The organism is Prauserella flavalba, from assembly GCF_003202235.1.
Classification (GTDB): Bacteria; Actinomycetota; Actinomycetes; order Mycobacteriales; family Pseudonocardiaceae; genus Prauserella_A; species Prauserella_A flavalba.
In genome coordinates, this window is the sequence record NZ_MASU01000005.1 from 1,283,788 (window position 1) to 1,299,312 (window position 15,525).

The following is a 15,525-nucleotide window of genomic DNA, read 5'->3' on the forward strand; positions in this document are numbered from 1 at the left end:
GTGCGGCGCGTTCTCGCCGCGGCGGCGACGCTGCTGGCCGTCGCGGCGTGTGGCCCGGGCGAGGCCGGCAACGGGCGGGCGGCCGGACCGGAGGTCACCGTGCGCTCGGCGGCGGGCGAGGTGACGGTGCCGGTCACGGCCGAGGCGATCTGGGCGCTCGACGAGGCCAGCGCGGTGCACCTGCTCTCCCTCGGCGTCACCCCGACCCACGCCGCGCGCACCGCCTACGCCGGGGACGAGATCGTCACCGCCTCACGCACGCTGCTGGAGGACGCGGGCGTGGAACTCGTGCCGCCCCGGCGCCCCGAACTGGTCGCCGAGGCGGCGCCCGCGCTGATCGTGGGCACCGACTTCCCCGCGCACCACGAGCAACGCGCGCAGCTCGAGCAACTCGCTCCGGTGCTGTTGACCGACGACAACCTGCCGTGGCAGGACCAGCTGGCCCTGCTGGGCAGGGTCACCGGGCGCGGGGAACGCGCCGGGGCGCTCACCCGGCGGCTGACCGCCGAGGTCCGTGCGCTGGCGGGCCGCGTCGCCGCGTCCGAGCACGCGGGGGCGTCGGTGTCCGTGCTGTCCGGCTGCGGCGAGCAGGCCTGCGCATACGGCAGCGGGCGTGCGCTGGGCAGCCTGCTGGCGCAGCTTGGGTTCACCCGGCCCGCCCCGCAGCGGGACGGTGGCGACGAGTGGGGCTACGAACTCGTCTCCCGTGAGCGGCTGGCCGAGCACCGCGCGGACATCGTGCTCTCGCTCGTCGGTTCCATCGGGCGCGACCCGCTGACCTCGGGTGGCGCGCCACTGCTGGACACCGGCGGCGCGATCACCGCCCCGGTGGACTTCGGCGCCTGGTACGGCTCGGGCACGCTGAATCTCGCGTGGATGCTCCACGACCTCGACGCCGTCCTGTTCGGGGACGGGAGAACCGCCACCGCGGCCGACACCGGGCGCCTGTGGTCGCGGATCAGCGGGTAGTCACACGAAGTAGCGCAGCCACACGTACACCCACGCCAGGATGGTGCTGAGCACGGTGACGACGATGCCGTACTTGGTGAACTGCCAGAAGCTGATGGGGTGCCCGGTCCTGGCGGCGATGCCGATGGCGACCACGTTGGCGCTCGCGGCCACGGCCGTGCCGTTGCCGCCGAAGTCGGCGCCGAGCGCGAAGGCCCACCACAGCGCTTGGCCCGTCTGCGGGTCCGGGGCCTGCGCGACGACACCCTCCACGATGGGCGCCATCGTGGCGACGTAGGGGATGTTGTCGAAGAAGGCGCCGAGCACGGCCGAGCCGAAGATCAGGCTCGTGGCCGCGGCGAAGTAGTTGTCCCCCAGCACGTCCACCGCCCACGTGCCGATGTCGGCGATGACTCCGGTGTGGACGAGCCCGGCGACCATGACGAACAGCCCCATGAAGAACGTGAGCGTGGGCCATTCCACCTCGCGCAGCACGTCGCCGAGGTCCACATCGGCCACGAGTACCATCACGCCCGCGCCGACGAGCGCCACGATCGACGGTTCGATGTGGACCACCGCGTGCAGCGCGAAGGCCGTGATCACGCCACCGAGCACCACCAGGCAGCGCACGAGCAGCTTCGGGTCGGTGATCGCCCGCTTCTCCTGCAGGGCCATGACCTCGTCGAGGTGCCCGGACTCGTGCTGGAACGACCTGCGGAACAGGAACCGGGTGAACAGCACGAAGAACGCGAAGATCACCACCACGATCGGCGCCATGTGGACGAGGAAGTCGGTGAAGGTCAGCCCGGCGCGGCTGCCGATGATGATGTTCGGCGGGTCGCCGATGAGCGTCGCGGCACCACCGATGTTGGACGCGAGGATCTCGGCGATCAGGTAGGGCTGGGCGGGGATCCGGAGCCGGTTGCACACCACCACCGTCACCGGCGCCACGAGCATGATCGTGGTGACGTTGTCGAGGAACGGCGAGGCGATGGCGGTGATGAGCATCAGCATCACCATCAGCCGGTACGGCTTGCCGCGGGACCGTTTCGCGGCCCAGATGCCGAGGTAGTCGAACAGCCCGGTCTGCTTGACGATGCCGACAATGATCATCATCCCGAGCAGCAGGAAGATGACGTTCCAGTCGATCCCCTCGTGCTCGGAGAAGAACACCTCCGACCCGGGGATGAGGCCGGTGACGGCCATCGCGCCCGCGGCGATGAGCACCACCGCGACCTTGTTGGCCTTCTCCGTGGCGATGAAGAAGAACGCGACGACGAAGATCGCGAGGGCGAGGACGGCACTCAACGGTCACACCCCGGGGTTCGGTGTCCGGGCGGGATGACGCTCAGTCCTCCAGTCCGGACAGGGCGAGGCTCGTGACGAGCCGGTCGAGCGTGACCGCGCCCGCGAGGGTGCCGCCGGCGCCGGTGACGGCCACCAGCGGGCTGTGGGTGCGCGCCATCAGCGCCGCCACCTCCAGGAGTGTGGCCTCCTGGGACACCGTCACGAGCCGGGGCGGCTGGCGCGGCAGGCAGTCACCGACCGTGAGCCCGGCCAGCTCACGCCAGAACTCGTCGGCGTGGGCCTCGTCGATGGTGCGGGTCAGCGCCGCGTCCTCCTGGTAGCTCGCGGGAACCAGCAGGCGCAGCACCTGCGTGCCAGGCAGCACGATCCGGGGCCGGATGAACTCGTCCACGATGATCAGCCCGGGCAGCCTGCCCACGGCCATCACGCGCACGGCCTTGGCGACCGGGTCGTCGACGGTCACGGTCGGGACGTTGACCGCGATCTCGTGTGCTTGCATGGCACCATTCCTCAGCGCACGACGGCTCAGTGTTCCCAGCGTGGTCATCTCGCCTCCCTGGTGAGCTCGAGGACACGGCGTTCGAGGTCCGCGAGACGGTCGGAGACGGACCGGGTGTGGAGCAGGTCGGCGAGCCGGTCGGCCTCGCCGGGTTCGAGCACGATCGTCTGCGCGGGCACGTCGGGGTCCTCGCCGGCGTAGACGGCCACGTGGCTGCGGCCGTCCTCGTCGACGAGCAGCCCGAGGCGCTGGCCGCCGTGCGTGACGATCTGGTGCAGGGTGCCGATCCCGTGGAACCGGTTGCTGGTGGCGTCCACTGTGGACTTTCCTCCGTTCCGCTCGGGGCCGGGCCGGCGCGCGGCCCAGCCGATCAGCTCGTCGCCGAGCCGGACCTCCACCCGGGAGAGCTCGAGCCCGTCCACCTCGACGCCCCACCCGCGCACGCGGTCGCCGATGCGCCCGGTCACGGCGTCGAGCGCGTCCCGCGACGGTCCGGCGAGCGCCGCGAGCTCGCGGCGCCGGACGAAGGCGCGCACCTGGTCGGCGGCGACGGCCTCGATCGCGCCGGGTGAGCGGGGCGCGGCGATGTAGGTGGCGGGGTCGGTGACGGTGGCGAGCAGCGAGCCGTTCACGGTCACCGGAACCCCGTCGGCGGTGACGGCGTCGATCCACAGCAGGTCGACGCGGGTCGCGCCCAGCGGGACCCGCACCCCGCGGCGCAGCACGGGCAGGACCAGGACGAGCCCGGGGCCGCGGACGGCGACGACCTTGCCGAAGCGCAGCAGCACCATCCGCTGTCCCTCGCCGACCACCCGCAGCAGCGACAGGCACAGTCCCAGCGTCACCAGCACGGCGCCGAGAACCCAGCCACCGGAGGTGCCCTCGGTGATCGAGGTCTGGGCCGTGGCGGGGTTCTGCCGGGGCTCCGCCGGCGTGGTCATGCGTTCGCCTCCCGGATGCCGTGGCGCTGCGGTCCTCCCGACTCTCCGCGACCGCGGGGCCCGGCACCATCGGGTCCAGCACCCATCTCGGGAGGGGTCCGCTGTGTACGCCGGCGCGGCCACGTGCGAGGCACCCCGGATGGACGCCGCCGGCGCCGGCGGCGACCCTGGGAGTCATGCGAGACCGCGACACGCCGCGATCGGCGCCAAGGGGGCTGTTCCGTCGGCTGGTGACGATCAACGGGCTGGTGTTCGCGGTAGGCACCCTCGTGCTCGCCCTGTCGCCGGCGACCGTGTCCTCCCCGGTGCTGATCACCGAGGTGCCGGTGCTCATCCTGGGGCTCGCGGTGATCCTCACCGCGAACGCGCTGCTGGTGCGGTCGAGCCTCGCGCCGCTGGACGCGCTCACCTCCGTGATGCAGCGCGTCGACCTGCTGCGCACCGGGAACCGCCTGCCGCGCAACAACAACGGCGACCTGGCACACGTGATCGACACGTTCAACGCGATGCTCGACCGGCTGGAGGCCGAGCGCAGCGAGAGCAGCGCGCACGCGCTCGCCGCGCAGGAGGGCGAGCGGGAACGCATCGCGCGCGAACTGCACGACGAGATCGGGCAGAGCCTCACCGTCGTGCTGCTGGGGCTCAAGCGCACGGTCGACCGCGCGCCCGAGGACCTGCGGGAGGAGCTGCACCAGACGCAGGAGTCGGTGCGGGCGTGCCTCGACGAGGTGCGAGTGGTGGCGAGGCGGCTGCGTCCCGGTGTGCTGACCGATCTGGGTCTCGCCAGCGCGCTCACGGCGCTGAGCAGTGAGTTCTCCCAGGCGAGCGGGGTGCCCGTGACGCGGAGGGTCGACGGCGCGCTGGCCGGGCTCAGCCAGGAGGCCGAGCTCGTCGTCTACCGGATCGCGCAGGAGGGACTGACCAACGTCGCCCGGCACGCCGGCGCGAGCAGGGTGGTGTTGTCGTTGCGGCGCGAGCGGGGCAGGCTGACGCTGACGATCGCCGACGACGGTCGCGGCGCCGAGATCAAGGAGGGAGCGGGGATCCGGGGTATGCGCGAGCGGGCACTGCTCATCAACGCCCGGCTGACCGTCGACTCGGCGCCCGGCGACGGCACGCGGGTGACGCTGGCACTGCCGCAGGCGACGGCGGAGGCGAGGTGACCGCCGTGGCACCGACCCGGATCCTGCTGGCCGACGACCACGCCCTCGTCCGCAGGGGGCTGCGGCTGATCCTCGACGCGGAACCGGACCTGACGGTGGTCGCCGAGGCACCCGACGGCGCCGAGGCCATCGAGGCGGCGGACCCCGACGGCGTCGACCTGGCCGTGCTGGACATCGCGATGCCGAGGATGACGGGGATCCAGGCCGCCAGGGAGATCTCCCGGCGGGCGCCGAAGGTGCGCATCCTGATGCTGTCCATGTACGACAACGAGCAGTACTTCTTCGAGTCGCTCAAGGCGGGCGCGTCCGGCTACGTCCTCAAGTCGGTGGCCGACCGGGACCTCATCGAGGCGTGCCGCGCCGCGATGCGGGGCGAGCCGTTCCTGTACCCGGGCGCGATCACGTCGCTCATCCGCGAATACCTGCAGCGCAACCGGGACGGCGGGCGCCTGCCGGAGACGATCCTCACGCCGAGGGAGGAGGAGATCGTCAAGCTCATCGCGGAGGGCAACTCCACCAAGGAGATCGCCGACATCCTCGTGATCAGCGCCAAGACGGTGGACCGCCACCGCGCCAACGTGCTGCAGAAGCTGGGCATGCGCGACCGGCTGGAGCTGACCCGCTACGCGATCAGAGTCGGGCTCGTCGAACCGTGACGAGCCCGGGACCGACGATGCGGGCGTTCGTGGTCACCGCCCCGGGAGCGGCTGCCGTCCACGACGTGCCCGCGCCCGTGCCCGCGTCCGGCGAGGTGGTGGTGGACGTCGAGCGCGCCGGGGTGTGCGGCACCGACGTCGAGTTCTTCACCGGCGAGATGCAGTATCTGCACGACGGGCACGCGCGCTTCCCGATGCGGCTGGGGCACGAATGGGCGGGCACGGTGACCGCGCTCGGCGAGGGCACCGACCCGGCGTGGCTCGGCCGCAGGGTCACCGGCGACACGATGCTCGGCTGCGGCCGGTGCCCGCGCTGCCGCGACGGACGCGGGCACGTGTGCGAGTTCCGCGCCGAGATCGGCATCCGCGGCGGCAGGCCCGGCGCGCTCGCCGAGCGGCTGGCCGTGCCCGCGACCGCGCTGCACGCGCTGCCCCCTGCCGTCGACCCGGCACTGGGCGCGCTGGTGGAGCCGGGCGGCAACGCGCTGCGCGCCGTCGAGGCCGCGCGGCTGCGGCCGGGCGACCGCGTGCTCGTCCTCGGCCCCGGCACGATCGGGCTGCTGGCGGCGATGTTCGCGCGCGCCGCCGGCGCGGAGGTGCACCTGCTGGGCCGCACGGAGGAGTCGCTCGCCTTCGCGCGTTCGCTCGGCTTCGAGGCGGGCGACACGGTGCCCGGGCGGGCGTTCGACGCGGTGATCGACGCCTCGAACGCCCCGGCGCTGCCCGCCCGCGCGGTGGAGCTGGTGGAGCCGGGCAGGCGCGTGGTGTACGTGGGGATCGCGGGCAGCCCGAGCACGCTCGACACGCGGGCGCTGGTGCTGAAGGACGTCACCGCGGTAGGGGTGCTGAGCGCGTCGCCCGCATTGGCCCGGACCATCGAGCACTACGCCGGCGGCACGGTGGACCCACGCCCGCTCGTGGCGGCCACCGTCGGGCTCGGCGACGTCGCGGCGGTGCTCGCGGGGCACCGGCCCGCCGGAGCCGGGCCGGGGCCGAAGATCCACGTGGACCCGCGCCGCTGACGTCCACGTCACAGCGGATTGGCACCCTCACCGCGGCTGCCCGACGATCATGGACGACAACCTTCGTGCACGCGGGCTGGAACTACGGCTTCCGCGAGGACACCGGGCTCACGCCCCGGCACCTCGGCGACCTGGGCATACCGTCCTATGTGCTCAGTGAGTCCTGCCACAACGGCGGCGAACAGCTGATCGCCGGGTACGGCAGGTGGTGCGGGACGCCGAGGCGGCGGTGCCGAACGACCGGCCTCACCCCACCGCGTTCCTCGACGACTCGGGCACCGACCAGCCGTTCACCGGCGGCCGCTACGCCGCCTCGCCGACAGCTGGACCGCCACGCAGCGGGAGACGGTCGTGCAGCGCGACCCCGACGTGATCGTCATCAACGACTACGCCCCAGCCAGCGCCGCGGACAAGCACGCGTTCCTGGAGAGCTTCCCGCCGCTGCGGCACGTCTGCGCGGTCGAGCACGGGGGTCCTCGTGCTCGACTACGCCGAGCTGGTGCAGGGGCCGCGCAACCCCGCCGCCGTGCGCAAGGTCGCGGACCACCTCAACGAGCTGGGCGGGGCGTGACCCGTGAGACCCGATCGGGTGATCAGCGACTAGGATGGCGGAATCGGCGCCCGGTCGCGGGCGCCCGAGCCGTCGGCCCTCCGGCCGGGGCGCTCCTGCCGCTGGTGACAGGTCCCATGCGTTCCTGTCCGCGGCGACCGATCGGCGGCGTGCGGACCGGCCGGGCCGGTCCCCGACGAGCAGGAGGTTGAATGGAGCACACGGACACCGCCGCGCAGTTCCGGCAGATCGCGAACCCCTACCGGGTCCGGGTCGAGAAGGACCGGATCATCCGGGGCACGTCCTCGCAGCCGTGGCCTTCCGCCGTGACGGCGGACGGTTCCGCCGAGCAGTCCGACGGCGAGCAGCCGTCGTGACGGCACTGGCGCTCAGTCCCCGGCGGGGCTGAGCGCCAGCATCGTGCGGGCCAGATCGTCGGCCGCCGACGCGGCCCCGAGCAGCACCCGGTGCAGCTGGGCGTCCACGGCGTGCACCAGCAGCGCGGCCATGTGCTCCGGGTCGGCGCCGCCGCGGCCGCACCGGCGGAGCTGCGCGGCCAGCTCCACGGCGAGCGCCTCGTGCAGCGCCCGCACCCGCTCCACGCCGTCCGGCGTGCGTGGCGTGTGCTCGTAGAGCACCGCGTGCAGCCGGGGCCGATCCCGGTGCAGCCCGGTCACCGCGTCCGCGATCAGCCGCACGGTCGCCGCCCAGTCGGGGCGCGCGGCGGCGAGCTCCGCCCGCAGCGCCTCGAGCCGCTCCCCCGCCTCGTCGAGATGGCGCTCCGCCAGCGCGTGCAGCAGCGCCCGCTTGTTCGGGAAGTACTGGTAGAGCGTGCCGATCGAGACACCACCGCGTTCGGCGATCCGGTTGGTGGTGGCGGAGATGCCCTCGCGCTCGAAAACCTGAGCAGCCGCCTCCAGCACCACCTCCACGGTCTCGCGGGACCGCTGCTGGCGCGGCCTTTTCCGGGGCGTGTCGATGATCGTCCTAACGCGAGTTGTCACGGGCCCGCGCACCCGCTGGGATCGAGGTCATGCACGAAGCCTACCTCGCCCGGCTGCCCGAGGACCTGCGCGCGAACCCGTTGCCGCACAGGGAGTCCACGTGGTGGCGGTGGCGCGATGCCGACGTCCATCTCGAGCGCGTGGGCGATCCCGCGGCACCCGTCCGGGTGCTCCTGCTGCACGGCGCGGGCGGGCACGCGGGCGCCCTGTGGCCCTACGCCGCCTACGCCGCGCGGCACGGACTGCACGTCGTGGTCCCCGACCTGCCCGGCTACGGGCACACGCGCGTTCCACGGCGCGCCGCCGTGCGCTACCCCGACTGGGTCGCGCTCGTCTGCGACCTCCTGCGCGCCGAGCGGGAGAACCACGCCGGGCGGCTCGTCGTCGTCGGCGCCAGCATGGGCGGGCTGCTGGCATACGACGCCGCGACGCGGACCGGGCTCGCCGACCGCGTGCTGGTGACCTGCCTGTTCGACCCGAGGGACCCGGTGGCGCGCAAGCACATCTCGCGGTTCGCCTGGCTCGGCTCCGCCGCCCGCGCGGCGCTGCGCGTGCTCGCCGGGCCGCTCGGCTACCTGCGGGTGCCCCTGCGCTGGGTCACCAACATGGGGGCGATCAGCAACGATCCAGCGCTGACGAGCCTGGTGCTGCGCGACCGGCTCGGCGGCGGCAACCGGGTGCCGCTGGGCTTCCTGCGCAGCTTCCTCGACTCGGCGCCCGGCGTGGAGCCCGAACACGCGACGGGTCCGGCGTTCGTGCTCGCCCATCCCGGCGAGGACCGGTGGACGCCCACGGAGGTCAGCCTGCGCTTCTTCGACCGCCTCGCCGCACCGAAGGAGCTGGTGCTGCTGGAGGGGGCCGGGCATTACCCCGTGGAGGCTCCCGGCGCCCACCGCCTGGCCGAGCTGATCGTCGCATTCGGCCGCGAGTGAAACCTTCGGCCAGGCGCCTGCGATAACAAACCGGTACAGGCGCCAGGAACGGGGGCTCGTTGACCGCCAGCGACGGTATGAAGGCACCGCGGTACCGCCGCGCGGAACGCGAGACGCTGGAGCGGTTGCTGGCCGACGTGCGCGCGGGCCGCAGCCGGACGCTCGTGGTGCGCGGCGAACCGGGGATCGGCAAGACCGCCCTGCTGGACCACCTCGCCGGGCACACGTCCGGCTGCCAGGTGACCCGGGCCGCCGGGGTGCAGGCCGAGCGGGAGCTGTCGTTCGCCGGTCTGCACCAGTTGTGCCTGCCGCTGCTCGGCGGGCTGGACCGCCTGCCGGATCCCCAGCGGGAGGCACTCGGCACCGTCTTCGGGCTCAGCGCGGGCAGGCGGCCGGACCCGTTCCTGGTGGGGCTGGCCGTCCTGGGCCTGTTCGCCGACGCCGCCGGGGAAAGCCCGCTCGTGTGCCTCGTCGACGACGTCCAGTGGCTGGACCACGCGTCGGCGCGGACGCTGGCGTTCGTGGCCCGCCGTCTGCTCGCCGAGTCGGTGGCCCTCGTGTTCGCCACGCGGGAGACGGCCGAGGGCGCGGGGCTCGCCGGGCTGGCCGAGCTGCCGGTGGAGGGACTGCCGCCCGCGCAGGCGCGGGCGTTGCTGCTGTCGGCCTTGCGCGCACCGGTGGACGAGCGCGTCGTCGACCAGATCGTCGCGGAGACCGGCGGCAACCCGCTGGCGTTGCTGGAGCTGCCGAAGGCCATGTCGCCCGCGGAGCTGGCCGGCGGGTTCGGCTTGCCGGGACGCACGCTGCCGAGCCGGATCGAGGAGAGCTTCCAGCGGCGACTGGGCGCGCTCGGTGCCCGGACGCGCCGGCTGCTGCTGGTCGCGGCGGCGGACCCGCTCGGTGATCCGGTGCTGCTCTGGCGCGCGGCGGGGCGGCTCGGCCTCGGTATGGACGAGGCGGAGCCGGCGGTGGCTGACGGTCTCGTGGAGTTCGGCGCCAGGGTGCGGTTCCGGCATCCGCTGGTGCGCTCGGCGGTGTACCGGGGCGCGTCGGCGGCGCACCGGCGGCGCGCCCACGCCGCCCTCGCGCAGGCGACCGACCCCGCGGCCGACCCGGACCGGCTGGCCTGGCACCGGGCGCAGGCCGTCGCCTGGCCGGACGAGGCCGTGGCCGCGGCGCTGGAACGCGGTGCCGCGCGGGCGCGGGCCCGTGGCGGGCTGGCGGCGGCCGCGGCGTTCCTGGAACGCGCCGTCGAGCTGACGGAGGTACCGGAGGACCGGTCCCGGCGTGCGCTTGCGGCGGCGCGCACCGCGCTGGACGCCGGCGCACCGGACACGGCGTCGGGGCTGCTGGCCGTCGCGCAGTCGGGGCACCTGGACGAGCTGCACCACGCCAGGGTGGACCTGCTGCGGGCCCAGATCGCGTTCTCGGTGCGGAAGAGCGGCGACGCGCCCGGCCTGCTGCTCAAGGCGGCGCACCGGCTCGAGTCGCTCGACACCGCCCTGGCTCGCGAGACGTGCCTGGAGGCGCTCGACGCCGCGTTGTTCGCGGGCCCGCTCGCCAACGGCGTGGGCGTGCGGGAAGCGGCGCAGGCGGCCCTCGACGCACCGCCCGCGCCCAGCTCGCGCCCGGTTGACCTGCTCCTCGACGGACTGGCGGTCCGCTTCACCGAGGGGTTCGCCGAGGGCAGCGCCCCGTTGCGGCGCGCCCTCGACTCCTTCCGCGCCCACGGCGGGGAGGACGACCTGCGGTGGTTCTGGCTGTTCTGTCGCGTGGCGAGGGACCTGTGGCGGTTCGAGACGTGGGATGAGCTGTCAGCGACACACATCCGGGTCGCCAGGGACACCGGTGCGCTCACGGTGCTGCCGTTCGCGCTCAGCTCACGGCTGCTGATCCACCTGTTCGCGGGCGAGCTCACCGAGGCGGCGGCCCTGCAGGACGAGGTCGAGGCGGTCACCGAGGCGGCGGGGACCCAGCTCGCGCCGTACGGGGCGATGCTGCTGGCCGCGTGGCGCGGCGACCGGGAGGAGACGGGACGGCTCGCCGGGCGCGCGCGCGAGGAGGCGCTGTCGCGCGGCGAGGGCATCGCGCTGAGCACGGCGTGGTGGGCGAGCGCGCTCGTCGACAACGCCCGCGGCCACTACAGCGAGGCGCTGGCCGGGGCCGAGCGCGCGAGCGAGCCGCCCGAGGAGTCGTGGTTCTCCACCTGGGCGTCGGTGGAGCTGATCGAGGCTGCGACGCGATGCGGCACACCCGAGCGCGCCGAGGAGAGCTTCCGCTGGCTCACCGCCGCCACGCAGGCCGGCGGCACCGAGTGGGGGCTGGGGATCCAGGCCCGCTCCCGTGCGTTGCTGTCCCGCGGAACCGCGGCGGAAGAGGCGTATCGCGAAGCCATCGAGCGGCTCGGCCGCACGCGGGTCCGCAGCGAGCTGGCGCGGGCGCACCTGGTCTACGGCGAGTGGCTGCGCAGGGAGAGCCGTCGCCTCGACGCCCGCGAGCAGCTGCGGAGGGCGCACGAGTTGTTCGCGGCGATGGGGATGGCCGGCTTCGCCGACCGCGCCGCCCGTGAGCTGCGGGCCACCGGCGCGGCGGCCCGGCAGCACCCCGGTGAGCCGGGCACGGCGCTGACCGCGCAGGAGGCACAGGTTGTCCGGCTGGTCAGGGAAGGCTTGTCGAACGCGGAGATCGGCGCCCGGCTCTTCATCAGCCCGCGCACCGTCGAATGGCACCTGAGCAGGATCTTCGGCAAGCTCGGCGTGCGATCCCGGCGGCAGCTCGGGTCGTCATGACCGTCCCGGCCCGTCCGGCTCGTGGCGGGGCAGCCCGCCGAGCACGGCATCCGCGATGTCGCCGAGTGCGTCGAGTTGGTCCCTGGTGAGCGCGTCGACGACGTGCCTGCGCACCGCCTGCTCGTAGTGCGCCGTCGCCTCCTCGGCCAGTTCACGCCCGAGTTCGGTGATCTGCACGACGGTGCCGCGGTTGTCCTCGGCGCAGTCGAACCGCGTGACGAGCCCGCGCTGCTCCATGCGCCGCAGCTGGTGGGACAGCCTGCTTTTCTCCCAGCCGAGGCCACAGCGCAGGGCGAGTGCCCGCACGGCTTCACCGGGGGTGTCGAGCAGCGCGGTGAGGATCTCGAAGTCGGCCTCCGACAGGCCCGAGCACGCGGCGAGCTCCCGGTTGAGCTGACCGGCCAGCCGCACCCGCATCGACTGGTAGCGCGCCCACACGTCGGCCTGGCGCGCGGAGAGCCCGGAAGTAGCCATGCCCCCAGCGTAACCCGGCAGGTTGATGCGTCAACCTGACCGCGCTAACATGGTTGACGCATCAACCTAAGGAGCGAGAGATGCACTACGGTCATGCGCTGACCTTCGGCACGTTCCTCACCCCCTCGGCCAGAGACCCCGGACAGGTGGTGTCGCTCGCGACGCGCGCCGAGGAGCTCGGGTTCGACCTCGTCACCATCCAGGATCACCCGTACCAGCCCGCCCACCTCGACGCCTGGACGCTCTTGACCTGGCTCGCCGGCCGCACCCGGCGCGTGACGCTCGCGCCGGGCGTGCTCAACCTTCCGCTGCGCGCCCCCGCCGTACTGGCCGGGGCCGCGGCGAGCCTGGACCGGCTGTCCGGCGGCCGCCTCGCGCTCGCACTGGGCGCGGGCGCGTTCTGGAAGGCGATCGGCGCGATGGGCGGGCGCACGCTCTCCCCCGGCGAGTCGGTCGCCGCGCTCAGCGAGGCCATCGACCTCATCCGGGCGAGGTGGGACGTCACGGGCGAGGGCCCGGTCCGGCTGCACGGCGAGCACTACCACGTCGACGGCGCCGCGCGCGGACCCGCACCGGCCCACGACGTGCCACTGTGGCTCGGTGCGGCCAAACCGCGCATGCTGCGGCTGCTGGGTGAGAAGGCCGACGGCTGGGTGGTCACACACCAGCTGCTGCGGCCGGGACAGCTCGCCCAGGGCAACAGGCGCATCGACGAGGCCGCCGTGGCCGCGGGCCGGGACCCGAGGGAGATCCGGCGCCTGCTGAACGTCTCCGGCGACTTCCTCGGCGGCCCCGGCGAGAAGTGGGTCGAGGAGCTGCTGCCGCTCGTCGTGGACGACGGCGTGGGCACGTTCATTCTCATGACCGACGACGCGGAGACCCTCGAACGGTTCGCGGGCGAGGTCGCCCCCGCGCTGCGGGAGGCTGTCGAGCGGGAGCTGCCGGGCGCCTTCCGGCGGCCGCTCCGGCGCGCCGCGGTCCGGGCGAGGCGCCGGGAGGGCATCGCCTACGACGACCTGCCCGAGACGCTGGCGGACACCACGATCGAGCCGGGCGACGTCGGCTACGCCGAGGTGAGGTCGACCTACCTGCGGGGCGGCGCGCCCGGGCTGGTGCTGCGGCCGGGCACCGAGGAGGAGGTCGCCGAGGCGCTGGCCTTCGCGCGGGCGCACCCGCACCTGCCGCTGTCGCTGCGCAGCGGCGGGCACGGCATCAGCGGGCGCTCGACCAACGACGGTGGGATCGTGCTCGACGTGTCCCGGCTCGACTCGATCGACGTGGTCGATCCCGCCCGCCGCCGTGTCCACATCGGACCCGGCGCGCGGTGGATGGATGTGGCCGCGGCGCTCGCGCCGCACGGGCTGGCGCTGACCTCCGGCGACTACGGCGGCGTCGGCGTCGGCGGGCTCGCCACGGCGGGCGGGCTCGGGTTCCTCGCCCGCAAGCACGGGCTGACGATCGACCACCTGCGCGCGGTGCGGATGGTGCTCGCCGACGGCTCCGTGGTCCGCGCGAGCGACCACGAGAACCCGGACCTGTTCTGGGCCGTTCGCGGCGCGGGGGCGAACTTCGGCATCGTCACCTCGTTCGAGTTCGAGGCCGACGAGGTCGGTGACGTCGGCTGGGCCCAGCTCGTGTTCGACGCGAGCGACACGGCCGGGCTGCTGCACCGCTGGGGCGCCGCGCAGGAGGCCGCGCCGCGGGACGTGACGAGCTTCCTGCTCGTCAGCCCGCCCCGGCGTGGCAGGCCGCCGATGGCGCACCTGATGGCGATGGTCGACACCGCCGACCCGGAGACGATCCTCGACCGGCTACGTCCGCTCGCGGAGATCGGCCCGCTCTACGACCAGTCGGTGGTGCTCACCTCCTACGCCTCCGTCATGGCGAACGCGAGCCCCGACGCGCACGACGGCCGCGGAGAGCCGGTCACGAGGTCCGCCTTCGCCGAGCACATCACGCCGGAGTTCGCCGCCGACGCCGAACGGCTCATCCGCGGCGGCGCCGTCTACTTCTTCCAGATCAGGTCCGTCGGCGGCGCGGTGGCCGACGTGCCCCCGGACGCGACCGCGTACGCCCACCGGTCGGCCAACTTCTCCGTCACCACCTTCGGCGTGGACCGCCGGCGGGTCGACGCCGCGTGGGACCGGCTCGCCGAGCACGTCGACGGGCTGTACCTCAGCTTCGAGACCGATACCCGGCCGGAGCGGCTCGCCGACGCCTTCCCGCCCGCGACGCTGCGACGGCTGCGCGAGCTCAAGGCCGCCTACGACCCGGACAACGTCTTCCGCGACAACTTCAACATCACCCCGAGCACGACCAAGGAGCCAACCCATGCCTGACTACGGACACGACCTGCTGTTCGGCACCTTCGTCACCCCGTCGGTCTCGCCTGCCCACCACGCGGTGGACCTCGCGGTGACGGCCGACCGGGCCGGCCTCGACCTCGTGACGTTCCAGGACCATCCCTACCAGCCGCGCTTCCACGACACGTGGACGTTGCTGTCCTATGTGGCCTCGCGGACCGAGCGGATCCACCTCAGTGGCAACGTGCTCAGCCTGCCGCTGCGGCAGCCCGCCGTACTGGCCCGCAGCGCAGCGAGCCTCGACCTCCTCAGCGGAGGGCGAGTCGAGCTGGGCCTCGGCGCGGGCGCGTTCTGGGACGCCATCGACGCGATGGGCGGCCGCAGGCTCTCCCCCGCGCAGGCGGTGGCCGCCCTGGAGGAGGCCATCGCCATCATGCGGCAGCTCTGGGCCGCCGACCGGCCCGGCGGCGTGCACGTGAAGGGCGACTACTACACCGCCGACGGCGCGAAGCGCGGCCCGGCCCCGGCACACGACATCGGGATCTGGGTCGGTGCCTACAAGCCCCGGATGCTGGCGCTGACCGGCCGCGCCGCCGACGGGTGGCTGCCCTCGCTGCCGTACCTGCCCGGCGGCCCCTCGGACCTCGCCGACCTGAACGCACGCATCGACGAGGCGGCGACCTCGGCCGGGCGCTCGCCGTCGGACGTGCGGCGTCTGCTCAACCTCAACGGGCGGTTCAGCGACACGAGCACGTCGCTGCTCAACGGCCCGCCGGACCAGTGGGCCGAGGAGCTCGCCGGGCTGACGTTGGAGCACGGCATCACGGGCTTCGTGCTGGCCACCGACGACGAGTACGCCACCGAGCTGTTCGCGTCGGAGGTCGCGCCCGCCACGAGGGAGCTGGTCGCCGCCGAACGACGAGGGTAGATACTTTA

General features: G+C 73.7%; 15 protein-coding genes. 10 read left to right on the plus strand and 5 right to left on the minus strand.

The genetic code is table 11. The annotated features are described in order from the left end of the window. Entirely contained in the window at positions 1 to 969 is a 969-nt protein-coding gene (locus tag BA062_RS13615) for an ABC transporter substrate-binding protein (protein ID WP_110336410.1), read from the plus strand. Here BA062_RS13615 and BA062_RS13620 read toward each other — a convergent pair whose 3' ends face one another. The 3 genes from BA062_RS13620 to BA062_RS13630 are packed head-to-tail and all read right to left on the minus strand — an operon-like array spanning position 970 to position 3,696. Beyond that, positions 970 to 2,256, minus strand: a complete 1,287-nt coding sequence (locus BA062_RS13620) for an ArsB/NhaD family transporter (RefSeq protein ID WP_110336411.1) — start codon at positions 2,254 to 2,256, stop codon at positions 970 to 972. Between the two features lie 40 nt (positions 2,257 to 2,296). Next, positions 2,297 to 2,755 (minus strand): CBS domain-containing protein, encoded by a 459-nt coding sequence (locus tag BA062_RS13625; RefSeq protein ID WP_110336412.1) that lies wholly within the window; start codon positions 2,753 to 2,755, stop codon positions 2,297 to 2,299. 44 nt (positions 2,756 to 2,799) lie between these two features. Next, a complete protein-coding gene (locus BA062_RS13630) occupies positions 2,800 to 3,696 on the minus strand; it encodes an SPFH domain-containing protein (RefSeq protein ID WP_110336413.1) in 897 nt (298 codons plus the stop codon). A 176-nt stretch (positions 3,697 to 3,872) separates the two neighbouring features. Between BA062_RS13630 and BA062_RS13635 the strand changes: the two genes are divergently transcribed. The 5 genes from BA062_RS13635 to BA062_RS39810 all read left to right on the plus strand — a co-directional run bounded on the left by BA062_RS13635 (position 3,873) and on the right by BA062_RS39810 (position 7,464). Next, positions 3,873 to 4,859 (plus strand): sensor histidine kinase, encoded by a 987-nt coding sequence (locus BA062_RS13635; protein WP_110336414.1) that lies wholly within the window; start codon positions 3,873 to 3,875, stop codon positions 4,857 to 4,859. Positions 4,860 to 4,864: 5 nt separating this feature from the next. Further along, positions 4,865 to 5,515 carry a response regulator gene (locus tag BA062_RS13640; RefSeq protein ID WP_245959808.1) on the plus strand — a complete coding sequence of 217 codons (651 nt, stop codon included), beginning with the start codon at positions 4,865 to 4,867 and terminating at the stop codon, positions 5,513 to 5,515. A gap of 17 nt (positions 5,516 to 5,532) precedes the next feature. After that, a complete protein-coding gene (locus BA062_RS13645; protein ID WP_110336416.1) occupies positions 5,533 to 6,537 on the plus strand; it encodes a zinc-dependent alcohol dehydrogenase in 1,005 nt (334 codons plus the stop codon). Between the two features lie 205 nt (positions 6,538 to 6,742). Further along, positions 6,743 to 6,910, plus strand: coding sequence for a hypothetical protein (locus BA062_RS39805; protein WP_168213943.1), 168 nt, complete (start codon positions 6,743 to 6,745; stop codon positions 6,908 to 6,910). A 389-nt stretch (positions 6,911 to 7,299) separates the two neighbouring features. Beyond that, complete coding sequence (locus BA062_RS39810; RefSeq protein WP_168213944.1) at positions 7,300 to 7,464, plus strand: hypothetical protein; 165 nt, start codon at positions 7,300 to 7,302, stop codon at positions 7,462 to 7,464. Between the two features lie 12 nt (positions 7,465 to 7,476). Here the strand turns inward: BA062_RS39810 and BA062_RS13650 are convergent, their stop codons facing one another. After that, complete coding sequence (locus tag BA062_RS13650; RefSeq protein ID WP_245959810.1) at positions 7,477 to 8,091, minus strand: TetR/AcrR family transcriptional regulator; 615 nt, start codon at positions 8,089 to 8,091, stop codon at positions 7,477 to 7,479. A gap of 29 nt (positions 8,092 to 8,120) precedes the next feature. Between BA062_RS13650 and BA062_RS13655 the strand changes: the two genes are divergently transcribed. Both BA062_RS13655 and BA062_RS13660 read left to right on the plus strand, forming a co-directional pair. Continuing rightward, on the plus strand, positions 8,121 to 9,023 hold the full coding sequence (locus BA062_RS13655) for an alpha/beta hydrolase (protein ID WP_110336418.1): 903 nt from the start codon (positions 8,121 to 8,123) through the stop codon (positions 9,021 to 9,023). Positions 9,024 to 9,082: 59 nt separating this feature from the next. Next, on the plus strand, positions 9,083 to 11,812 hold the full coding sequence (locus tag BA062_RS13660; RefSeq protein ID WP_342768905.1) for an ATP-binding protein: 2,730 nt from the start codon (positions 9,083 to 9,085) through the stop codon (positions 11,810 to 11,812). On the opposite strand, the gene BA062_RS13665 is transcribed toward BA062_RS13660, so the two are convergent. Further along, the gene (locus BA062_RS13665; RefSeq protein WP_110336420.1) at positions 11,807 to 12,286 is read right to left on the minus strand and encodes a MarR family winged helix-turn-helix transcriptional regulator; all 480 of its coding nucleotides are present in this window, start codon (positions 12,284 to 12,286) and stop codon (positions 11,807 to 11,809) included. The two genes, BA062_RS13660 and BA062_RS13665, sit on opposite strands and share 6 nt — an antisense overlap. 80 nt (positions 12,287 to 12,366) lie before the next feature. On the opposite strand from BA062_RS13665, the gene BA062_RS13670 reads away from it, so the two are divergent. Both BA062_RS13670 and BA062_RS13675 read left to right on the plus strand, forming a co-directional pair. Next, on the plus strand, positions 12,367 to 14,625 hold the full coding sequence (locus BA062_RS13670; RefSeq protein WP_110336421.1) for an LLM class flavin-dependent oxidoreductase: 2,259 nt from the start codon (positions 12,367 to 12,369) through the stop codon (positions 14,623 to 14,625). Next, positions 14,618 to 15,517: an LLM class flavin-dependent oxidoreductase gene (locus BA062_RS13675; protein WP_110336422.1), complete on the plus strand. Its 900-nt coding sequence runs from the start codon at positions 14,618 to 14,620 to the stop codon at positions 15,515 to 15,517. The genes BA062_RS13670 and BA062_RS13675 overlap by 8 nt, the downstream gene beginning before the upstream one ends. Positions 15,518 to 15,525: the final 8 nt, after the last annotated feature.